The following is a 9,505-nucleotide window of genomic DNA, read 5'->3' as shown; positions in this document are numbered from 1 at the left end:
TTTTATGCTTGCCATTTTCACGCAATGAAGTAGTGCGTGGTGGTTTTCTTAAGCCATCACTGGATGGTGGTTTTGAGCTGTTGCTGCTGTTCTTGTTTAAACGTTTTTCCAGCTCTGCTATCCTGGCCGCCTGTTGCGTCACTCTCTTTTCTAGTTCCGCAATCCTAGCCAATAGTGTGCTGATGATTTGTTCGTAGTATTTCATGCAGCTATTTGATCACAACCACATAATTTTTCAAATGTTTTTTTACATGACTGTATCCGAGATACACCGCAGGAGAGCCCTCACCCTCGCTGCGCTCGGGTTCGGGATGACGTGGGGAGTTACGATTACTTTTTGTAATAAATAGCCAAATCAAACAATAAGATTAGTGCCTTCTAATCGTCAAGAATTAAAAAATCTATATTAAATTAACAGTATATAAAGGTTCAGAATACGTGCTAATTATTGAGACTGATATTATAGCAATAACGTATAAAAAGATTGGTGAATGAATCCAATCCGTTCACTGTTAGCTTGGCTTTAATGTTTTCCAACTTGAAAGGATACATTGTTCAGATCACAGGTCAAATAAGAATAATACCTTGGTAAAAACCAGCCCATTTTTTGGAGCAGCTCTTGCATTTTCCTGGGCTCAAATTGATTCTTGTCGATTGAAAACACCAACTCCTGCTGCTCTGTTTCAGGAAGATAAACGAGCTTGACTTGGGCGTCGTTGATGCCGAAATGCTGCATGATCGCTTCAAGTAATTTTATTGAGGTAGTAGGCAGGATCTGCGCTGGAACGTCGCTGATGATAATATCAACGTCTTTGCGAATAATATGGGCATGAGGTTTATCTGTTTTGAAGGGATGATTCTCTGGTTCAGCAAACGTCCGATAGAGATGAAAACCCAGGACGTCGCCATAACTGAGATCAATAGCTTGTTTTGGATTACGTGCCTCAATGGCTATGCCAACCCCTTCGTTGATTAAGAACGTATCGATGAGTTCGGGAATGGTATAGCGTGTTACAGTACTGCCGACTTCAGGGAGGGTTTCAGTAAGCTCAAGATTATAGAAGGTGAGGCCTGCGGGATTGAAGATGATCTCAGGTTCTCCACTAGTGAAGATAGCGTAGGGTAGGCATGTGATGAGACGATTGTACCAAGTTGCTTGTCTGTTAGTTTTGTCAATCTCAAACAGTGCTTTTAGCTCTTGAGTGGCTGAAACGGAAGCAGGTTTGTTTTCGAGTGTATCCATCGAGTATATCTTCATTTAAAAAAATGGATTGTATCAAAATAAAACAATGAATAATATTAACAATCCCAAAAATTCATTTTTTAAGAGTGTTTTCTTGATACGAGAATTATTCATTACTAACGACCTATCTGTATATTGTTAAGGCATAATGAATGGCGTGTGGCCTTGTGCGAGATCATTAAGTTAATAACTTTTTAATTATTATCCTCGAGAAGGTTCTATTTTTCATTCTTTGATGCAATTCGTACACTTTGTGTAGGGAAATTTAATATATCCAAAATCTTATGCTGCAGATGACCCACCAGAAATTTTGATCCAATTTTTGACAGATGGCTCCCATCAGAATAGTAGGGGTGTCCAAGAGAGTCGCCAGAGGAACAATAACCGTTTTTACAAAAAACGTCATAAGGATTAAGAAAATAAACGTTATTTCTTTCAGATGCATATCGGGCTAGAATTCTATTCACATTTAAAGCAGCTTGATTTCGATTTTCATTATCAGCGAACGAACAATCAGAGCGTTTAAACCATTTTAAGCTACCCAGACAATTTATTGGGTTGTATAGTGAGCCAGGTACATCACCTACAATGATTAATTTTTTTTTGCCTAAAAGCTTCAGCAGCTTATCTAAGGCATTTAAAAAAGGCTTATAGTCATTATAAGAGGTCATTGAGGATGTATTTATGTTGAGCGATCGATGATTTTTTAAGAAGCCCGCCGCATTTATCTGCTCATTCCAACTCGCAGAAAGAATAAGAATATTTTGCTCCTTTGTTGCATTAAGTACCTTTAATGCCTCTTTATATGCAAGTTTTGCGCTATCATCATATAACTTTTGCTCTTTATCTAACCGTGTTATCCCTGGTATCAATAATGAGGATGCATATTTACCTGCACCTCCACCTGAGGAAGTAAATACAGTTAATTGATGAGGCTTAGCTATCTTGGCGACTATTCCTTCATCTAACATTCCAGCATGACTGTCACCCATTATCACAATTTGAGCATGGTTAGTTTTTCCCTTATGTATGAATTCTCCAGTGAAATCAGCTCCCCCCCAGTTTTCGACGTGATATTTAGTTATATCTTCAACTTTAGCCACTACATCTGGGCTAGTAGTCCTCCAAATCCAACCGTGGCTTCGACCGATAGAAACACCCAAAAAAGCTATAAGAAATGCAAAACATAAACCTTGAGTAATTGTTTTAACAAAGTATTTTTGATTTTTTTGTATACTGGACCCATTTCTAAAGGGTTGTTCAATAAAGTAATACATAAAAAATGAACAAAAAAGAGCTAAAGTAATAACCAATATTTTTTCGTTAAAACTAATATCAAATTTTAAACCATAATCGTGGTGATATGTTTTGAAAAAAATAATTAGAGGCCAATGGACTAAATATAATGAATAGCTAATTAAGCCTATCTGTCTTGCTGGCAAGCATCTAAAAATAGATCCAGTATATTTAGCTGTCCCTGCATAAATTATTAATGCAGCACCAATACATGGAGCTAGAGCATTATAGCTTGGAAATAATGTAGAGGAACTATAGATTAAGGTTGGAATTACAATCAGTACAATACCTAAAAAGCACAAAAGCTCTATAAAAAATGGATGTAGATTAATTTTGTTTTTCATTAAAAATACAATAAATGCACCTATACAGAATTCGAAGGCTCTATATTGAGCCAAGTAATAAAGAGCAACTAACTGAGAGTTTTGATAATACAAATTCAATAAAAAACTAATAATAAAGACAAGTGCAATAATAATAACTAAATTTTTTTTAAAAAATTTATGCCAAAAGAACAAAATAATTGGAAAAAAGATATAAAATTGTTCTTCAACTCCCAATGACCATGTATGTAATAATGGGCTTGATTGTGAAAAAATATCAAAATACCCAGACTGATTTTTGAAAAATATATTTGATACAGATAGTGCAGCAAATGACAATGACTTGCCAAATATTTTAAACGGAGCTGGATTTAAAAATAATATACCAGCAATAAAGGAAAGAAACAGTGTAAAAAATAGAGCCGGAAATATGCGTTTAACTCTTCGTGCATAGAAATTTAAAAAGCTAAAGCCAGCCGAACTATCAAGCTGGTGTACTATAATATTTGTAATTAAAAAACCACTTATTACAAAAAAAACATCGACACCAACGAATCCACCACTAAAAAAAGCAAAATCTAAATGACATAAAAATACTGAAGTAACTGCTAACGCTCTGAGACCGTCTATGTGTTTATAGTAACTTTTATCGTGCATGTCTTTTCTCATCATTCATAATACGTCTACTCTGAATAGCGTTTTTTTTGGTTGATAAGCCGACGTATTTCCATGATGTAACTCTTGTGCCATCTGATGAGCGCTCCATCGCTATGCTCGGGATGACGGCTTTAAATACTTTAATGTTTTTTAGCAAGAAACCATGGAATTAAAACAAATAAAATTAATCCACCGATTAAAAATGACTCAAAAATAAATACATTACCAACAGGTATTTGTGTTGGCGGTACAAAACCGATAACAATTGCTGTAAGACAACAGATAATCCCAATGATACATAATAGCCACATAACTATATTACCACCTGGGACAGTGTAACCACGATGGAGATTGGGTTTACTGTATCTTAACTTAATAGCCGCCGCAAACATAAAGACATAAACCAATAAGGCCATCTGAGCACAGAGATCACTTAACATCCAGTACGCGGCATTAATCGAATCTAACAAAATAAAAGCCGTACTTAAAATGGTAAAAATAATAGCTTGTGCAAAGAGAATCGTTGTTGGAGCACCGTATTTATTTGTATGGGCGAATTGAGCAGGTAAAGAACCATCGCGAGCTGAAACCATTAATCCTTTTGTTGGGCCAATAATCCATGCAGAAACACCACTGAGACCGCCTAAAATAATTAAAACGGCTATGACTGATGTCATCCATGGCATATTGTACGAATTAAAAAAAACAGCATAAGCATCTATAAGCCCAGATACAACGCTCAAACTTTCATTAGGGACTACAATCATAATGGCTATTGAGCCTAAAGAAAGTGTTGAAATGACTAAAATAGTTGAATAAAAAAGTGCTTTTGGATAATCCCGTTGCGGATTTTTTACTTCTTCAGCATGTACTGCAGACATTTCCATTCCAAGAAGACCAAATAGCACCACTGCGAATAACGATAAATTACCCAAAGAACTAAAGTCAGGTAACCAGGTATCGGGATAGCCAACAACCATAGGTTTTCCTTGAACGGCCCAAAGTATCGCTAAGAAAATAATGAAAAGCATCGGAAATATGGTGCCTACAGTTGCTCCAATTGTGCTGACTATGCTTGATACTTTCATTCCGAAGCAATTAAGTATCGTAAACAACCAAAAAAGAATAAGTACTGTACCTAGCAAATAATACTTGTTGCTTCCTAATTCTGGGGCAATTAAATAAGATAGGGTGGCCGCGATAAAAGCAAGTATTGTTGGGTACCAAACAACATTATATATCCACTGAAGCCAGATAGTAATAAAAGCTGCCCGTTTACCGAATGCCTCACGAACCCATACGTAAATTCCACCTGTTTCTGGATAGGTAGTTGCCAATTCCGCTGCTACTAAAGATACAGGAATAAAAAATGCAAACGCAGCTACAACATAATAAGAGATAAGCGTAAGACCGAGTTTGGCGCTAATGGGAAGGGTACGTAAGCTATCAACAGCAATGACATTGATCATTACTAAAGAAAAAACACTTAGAACCTTTTTAGGGTGATTCATGATGGGTCCTTAACAAATGCGGTACAAGCAAATCGCAATAAACTTTGGATGCGCAGTGTTATTATTACTAATGAAATTAAATAAAAAGCAGGTTGGCCTTTAAAGCCAAGCAAATGATGAACATTACACAGATGAGTTGACTTTATATCAGAGCTGTTGGGCCAATGGCCCAACGCAGAAGGTATTATAATCATCTCAAGCACACAGATTCCTGAGAACGTATTGAAGAATACCACCATTTTTATAGTATTCTAATTCGTCGGCAGTATCGATACGACATAATGCTTTAATCTGCTCTACTTGACCATTGGCACGTTCAATTGTTACAGAAACCATTGAGCTAGGCTTTAATGAATCGGATACGTCAATACTCACACGCTCATCTCCTTTAAGATCTAGAGTCTTACGTGTTATACCATCACAAAATTGTAAAGGTAAAACGCCCATACCAATCAAATTAGAGCGGTGAATACGTTCAAAGCTTTCGGTAAGTACGGCTTTGACACCAAGTAAATTGGTTCCTTTGGCCGCCCAATCTCTTGAAGAGCCGGTACCGTATTCTTTACCTGCAATCACTACCAGATGATGATGGTCTTTCTGATAGAGCATAGCTGCATCGTAAATAGGCATTACTTCGCCAGAAGGGATATAACGGGTGATACCTCCTTCTTGACCAGGGGTCATTTCATTGCGAATACGAATATTAGCAAAAGTGCCTCGCATCATCACTTCATGGTTACCACGACGAGAGCCATACGAGTTAAATTCTTTTTCATCAACTCCTTTTGATTTCAAATACAAGCCTGCAGGAGAGTTCGCCTTAATGGAACCAGCTGGAGAGATGTGATCGGTTGTAATTGAATCACCAAATAAAGCCAAAATATAAGCTTGTTTGATCGGTTTAATTGAATCCGGTTTTGCTTTTAAATTATCAAAAAACGGTGGGTGCTGAATGTATGTTGAATGATCATTCCATTCATAGGTTTTTCCACTGCTAGTTTTAATTGACTGCCAGTGCTCATCACCAAGAAAAACTTCAGCGTATTCTTTACGGAACATTCCCCCCGTAACTTTAGCTACTTCGGCAGCAATTTCAGCATTGGATGGCCAAATATCTTTAAGATATACATCATTCCCCGCATCGTCTGTGCCTATAGGATCTTTACTCAGATCAATAGTGGTCGTTCCACATAGGGCATAAGCAACAACTAACGGAGGTGATGCTAACCAGTTTGCTCTGACTTGTGGATGCACGCGGCCTTCGAAATTACGGTTACCTGATAAAACAGCTGAAACAACGAGATCATTATCACTGACACAGTGAGATATCGCATCTGGCAATGGTCCAGAGTTGCCGATACATGTAGTACAACCATAGCCAACCAAGTTAAAACCTAATTGATCCAGATAAGACTGTAATCCTGCTTGCTTGAGATAATCTGTGACTACTTTGGAGCCAGGAGCTAAAGAAGACTTAACCCAAGGTTTGCGTTGCAGTCCTTTTTCGATTGCTTTTTTAGCGACCAAACCTGCTGCCATGAGCACACTTGGATTCGATGTATTAGTACAACTGGTAATTGCCGCAATCACCACATGGCCATGTTTCATTTGGAAATCATGGTTTTTTACAGCGAAAGAAGACGTTTTTTCCTGTTCCTTCCCTGCTTCTTTAAGGAACGTATCAAATTCCAGAGGTAAAGAACTTAAGGTTACTTTGTCTTGTGGTCGTTTTGGTCCTGCTAATGAAGGGACAATGGTGCTCAAATCAAGTTCTAGAGTATCTGTAAACACCGGATCTTCGCTGTCCTTATCATACCACATACCTTGTGCTTTAGCGTACGCTTCAACCAACGCAATAGTATGTTGATCACGTCCGGTCAGCTCCAAATAACGAATGGTTTCTTTGTCTACTGGGAAAAATCCACATGTAGCACCATATTCAGGAGCCATATTAGAAATTGTAGCTCGATCAGCAAGGGGTAAGTCGCTAAGACCTGGGCCATAAAATTCAACAAATTTGCCAACAACACCTTTTTTTCTAAGCAAATTCGTTACAGTGAGAACGAGGTCGGTTGCAGTGATTCCTTCCTGCATTTTTCCATGCAATTTAAATCCGATAACCTCGGGAATCAACATCGATACGGGTTGTCCCAGCATGGCTGCTTCAGCTTCGATTCCTCCAACGCCCCATCCCAGAACACCTAATCCGTTAATCATGGTTGTATGGGAGTCTGTACCTACTAAAGTATCAGGATAGGCATATAAAGTCCCGTCATCAGAACTACTCCATACCGTTTTTCCAAGGTATTCAAGATTTACTTGGTGGCAAATACCAGTTCCAGGAGGAACAACCTGGAAATTATCAAAAGCTTTTTGTCCCCAGCGTAAAAACTCATAACGCTCGTTGTTTCGCTTCATTTCAATTTCAGTATTTACCGTTAAAGCGTCTTGACTACCAAATTTGTCAACCATCACTGAGTGGTCAATAACCAGGTCAACGGGGGATAATGGGGAAATTTTATCGGGATTACCGCCCATTTTAGCAATTGCATCTCGCATTGCAGCTAAATCAACTACAGCAGGAACCCCTGTGAAGTCTTGCATTAATACACGTGCAGGCCTAAATGCAATTTCATGTTGGGATGTTTTATTGTTAAGCCAGTCGGCAACAGCTTGAATATCTTTGGTGGTAACTGTGTTGTCATCCTCAAAACGCAACAGATTTTCAAGAAGAACTTTAAGTGAATAAGGAAGGCGACTGATTCCTTTTAAGTTTTTTTGTTCCGCTTCTTTAAGGCTGTAATAATGATAAGTTTTTCCGTCTACATGTAATTGAGATTTTGTTGATAAGCTGTCACGACCTACTTTCATAAGGAGCTCCTGAAATCAAAAACTGAATGATAGCTCAATTTTAAGAAAATTCCATGAGTTCTTATGAAATTAGGTCAGAACTTTTAGAATACAGTACTGTACTCAGAGGTATATATAGTAGTTTCATCAAAAGATAATTCAGGTTTATTTATTGTAGCACCCAGTTGAAAAATCATTTTTTCTTCCTGTTTTACTTCTGAGGTATCAAGAGGACTGGGGATTAATAAGGATGCCCCACCAGGAGCTAACATCGTAATACCAATTGGAAGCAAAATGGCAGTTATCAATGGATTAATCCATATCACAGCTATGGATGCTAAAATAAGCGCCGCACCTGTAATGGTCGCTGCAAGTGATATATTATGCCGAATCGGTTCTTCAATTACTTTAGTAACTCCTACTGGATAATAATTTTTATTATTATGATAGGAAGCTATGTAAAAACTTGTGTTCTGTGGTTGGGATAAGCAAGATGATAATGTTTTAGCAAAACGGTGATATTGCTCTAATATCCTTTGCCTTTCATAAGGATCGGGGTTTTGTTCTAGAGCCTTCTCAAAATCTTGGGTTCGTAGTTCCAGCAATTCAAGAAAAGTTTTGTTCTCTTTATCCTCTTTATTGTTCGCTCTCAATAACCTCTTAGCTTCTGTAATTTCATCTGAAACTGATTCGAGTGTATATTTTTTCTTTTTAAAAGGAAGCCTACCATACATGACAATTGCTCACAAAGTTTTAGTGAGTGCAGATTAACATTACTTAAATTGATTTAAAAAGAGCCTTATAGGTAAATTTACAATCAAGTAATATTTTTTAACGAGAATTTAATCCTTTATTACCTATTCAATTGGTATGGATATTGCTTTTTAATCTACAAAATTAAGGAGAATTGGAGTGACTGACTTGAATAAAGCAATATCAAATCTATCAGGAGTGGTTGACCTTTTCTCTAATAATTTGTCGAGTAGCAATAATAAAGATGACGAAATTTTGACAAACACTGTAGAAAAATCACAGATACAAAATGCTACACCAACTAATGACATCAATGAAGCAAATGATTTTATTTTATTACTAACTGATATTGCATCCCAAATATCCAATCACCAGGAGGCAAAACAAAATTCAGCTCGAATCACAGAGGACTCTCAATGGCCTCATTCAAAAACAATTAATTTAACAATTGATTCTGAGAAGGACGTGTCGGAACAATCCGAATCACAACTTATGGATAAAGTGCAATCTGCAAGCGTGGTTGAGGATAATGTTGCTGTATCTTGGATTAATTCTCAATATTATCAGAATGCAATTGAATTAGAACGAATAAATCTTGAGCAACAGGAGAACAAACCAATTGAAAATGGGGACATCAGTATCCCACACAATGAGGGGAGTGTCTTACCGAAAACAGAGGAGGTTAATGACACTCAGATTCAATCAATGGACACTCAAAGTGCGATAGTAAATGTTTTAAATCAAGTTGATCAGCTGTCAGAGCAGCCTGTTTTATCAGAGCAGCCTGTTTTATCAGAGCAACCTGTTTTATCAGAGCAACCTGTTTTATCAGAGCAACCTGTTTTATCAGAGCAACCTGTTTTATCAGAGCA

At 37.4% G+C, this 9,505-nt stretch carries 6 protein-coding genes and 1 pseudogene; 1 reads left to right on the top strand and 6 read right to left on the bottom strand.

What is annotated here, in order from left to right; translation table 11 throughout:
* The 6 genes and pseudogenes from BW930_RS17555 to BW930_RS15880 form a co-directional block, all read right to left on the bottom strand.
* Positions 1-127, bottom strand: a pseudogene (locus tag BW930_RS17555) (DUF6444 domain-containing protein); the annotation flags it as partial.
* 396 nt (positions 128-523) lie between these two features.
* Entirely contained in the window at positions 524-1,243 is a 720-nt protein-coding gene (locus tag BW930_RS15905; RefSeq protein WP_058467078.1) for a hypothetical protein, read from the bottom strand.
* A gap of 218 nt (positions 1,244-1,461) precedes the next feature.
* Positions 1,462-3,519 carry an acyltransferase family protein gene (locus BW930_RS15900; protein ID WP_058467079.1) on the bottom strand — a complete coding sequence of 686 codons (2,058 nt, stop codon included), beginning with the start codon at positions 3,517-3,519 and terminating at the stop codon, positions 1,462-1,464.
* A 140-nt stretch (positions 3,520-3,659) separates the two neighbouring features.
* Positions 3,660-5,030, bottom strand: a complete 1,371-nt coding sequence (locus tag BW930_RS15895; protein ID WP_058467080.1) for an APC family permease — start codon at positions 5,028-5,030, stop codon at positions 3,660-3,662.
* A 195-nt stretch (positions 5,031-5,225) separates the two neighbouring features.
* The gene (gene acnA / locus BW930_RS15885; protein ID WP_058467082.1) at positions 5,226-7,901 is read right to left on the bottom strand and encodes an aconitate hydratase AcnA; all 2,676 of its coding nucleotides are present in this window, start codon (positions 7,899-7,901) and stop codon (positions 5,226-5,228) included.
* 83 nt (positions 7,902-7,984) lie between these two features.
* Positions 7,985-8,614 carry a lpg1689 family Dot/Icm T4SS effector gene (locus BW930_RS15880; protein ID WP_058467083.1) on the bottom strand — a complete coding sequence of 210 codons (630 nt, stop codon included), beginning with the start codon at positions 8,612-8,614 and terminating at the stop codon, positions 7,985-7,987.
* A 178-nt stretch (positions 8,615-8,792) separates the two neighbouring features.
* Between BW930_RS15880 and BW930_RS17280 the strand changes: the two genes are divergently transcribed.
* Positions 8,793-9,505: hypothetical protein (locus BW930_RS17280; protein WP_217697077.1), on the top strand; the 713-nt coding region annotated here is incomplete at its 3' end.

Source organism: Fluoribacter gormanii (assembly GCF_900156395.1).
GTDB lineage: Bacteria > Pseudomonadota > Gammaproteobacteria > Legionellales > Legionellaceae > Legionella > Legionella gormanii.
Note: the sequence above shows the minus strand (reverse complement) of the source record. Positions and strands in the feature narration are given on the sequence as shown.